Source organism: uncultured Jannaschia sp. (genome assembly GCF_947494025.1).
Classification (GTDB): domain Bacteria; phylum Pseudomonadota; class Alphaproteobacteria; order Rhodobacterales; family Rhodobacteraceae; genus Jannaschia.
This window is the reverse complement of record NZ_CANLTQ010000106.1, coordinates 1-1,228: the sequence shown is the minus strand read 5'-3', so window position 1 is coordinate 1,228 and position 1,228 is coordinate 1. Positions and strand designations below refer to the sequence as shown.

Genomic DNA, 1,228 nt, shown 5'->3' with positions numbered 1-1,228 from the left:
GTCCTGCAGCGTCTGCGACAGGACATGGACCGCGCGCCATCCGTTGGAAACGCGCGCCCCTGGCGCGTAGTGCATGTCGAGAGCGCCCTGGCTCGAACCCGGATCATCGAGGTTTTCAAGCGGTGCAATGCGGAGGCTGCGCAGGCCTACGAGGGTGCAAGCCGGCGCGGCCATCTCGCTCTCAAGCTCGCCGCTGCAAGAGGCGCCCGTTCACCTCACGGTCTTCACCGACCATGCTGTCCGGGAAGGCCGGGGCCTCGGGCGCAGAACGATGCCCGATACGCTGGTCTATTCGACCGTGATGGCGATCCACGCGCTCTGGCTGGCGGCCCGGTCGGAGAATATCGGGCTCGGCTGGGTCTCGATCCCGATGCCGTTGCCGCCTTGCTCGATGTGCTGTCGAGCCGGTCTCTCACCGGCTACCCTCTGTCCCGGTCATGCCGTGACCGAAAGCGACACACCCCTTCTGCACGAGGTCGGATGGCAAAGGGATACACGGACGGATTGGAAGGTGGTCTGACGGTGGCGTCGTACATGGACAGGATACGCGAAGCCTTCCATGCGGGCCACGCTTTGCGAGCGCAGCCGACCGACCCGTCGTTTGCGGCCTGCTCTCATGCTTGGCAGGCCATGTCTGAACGGCGTAGGCGGACCCACACGAAATGACCTGGAACGACGAAAAAGGCCGCCCCTTTCGGGACGGCCCAGTCTACCACCGCAGCGTGGTTCCTTATTGCGCTTCGGGCATCGCCTCGAGCTCTTCCTCTGTCGCGTCGATATAGGCTCGGATGTCGCCGGTCTCCGAGGTCAGGATCGACAGGCGATCGTAGGGCACCTGCACTTCCCGCTGACCGAGGCCGAGGAAGCCGCCCATTTCGACAAGGACGCCCTCGATCTGGCCGTCGCTGCTCAGGATCAGGTCGCCGATCTCGCCGATATTCTCGTCGTTGACACCATAGAGGTTGGACCCGGTCAGGGACTCGACCTCGAACGCGCCGGCCTGCGCGAGGTTGTAGCCTTCGCGCTCCACGGTCGGACCGCCGAGCTCGACCGGTGTCGTAGTCTCGATTGTGTCGCCTTCCGCAACCGGCATGTCGGTCTCGGCGGTGTCGGTCTCCGCAAGTGCCGGATCGGCGGTGACGTCGGAGTCAGGTGCTTCCGGCTCGGTCGATTCCGATTGCGCCACCGTCTCAGGCGCCGGTTCGGTTCCAGTCGGCTCCTCGTCCAT

Annotated in this window: 2 protein-coding genes and 1 pseudogene; 2 read left to right on the top strand and 1 reads right to left on the bottom strand. The window is 65.0% G+C overall.

Annotated elements, in window-relative coordinates; all coding sequences use genetic code 11:
• Positions 1-24: 24 nt before the first annotated feature.
• A pseudogene (locus Q1B08_RS22240) lies at positions 25-108 on the top strand (5,6-dimethylbenzimidazole synthase); the annotation flags it as partial.
• Positions 109-271: 163 nt separating this feature from the next.
• Positions 272-520 (top strand): hypothetical protein, encoded by a 249-nt coding sequence (locus tag Q1B08_RS21460; protein ID WP_299823402.1) that lies wholly within the window; start codon positions 272-274, stop codon positions 518-520.
• 210 nt (positions 521-730) lie between these two features.
• Here Q1B08_RS21460 and Q1B08_RS21455 read toward each other — a convergent pair.
• A partial coding sequence (locus Q1B08_RS21455) for a PRC-barrel domain-containing protein (protein WP_299823399.1) occupies positions 731-1,228 on the bottom strand: 498 nt, incomplete at its 5' end.

Coding starts and splice junctions, on each gene's coding strand:
- Q1B08_RS21460 (WP_299823402.1), top strand. CDS start 272: ATGCCCGATACGCTGGTCTATTCGACCGTGATGGCGATCCACGCGCTC.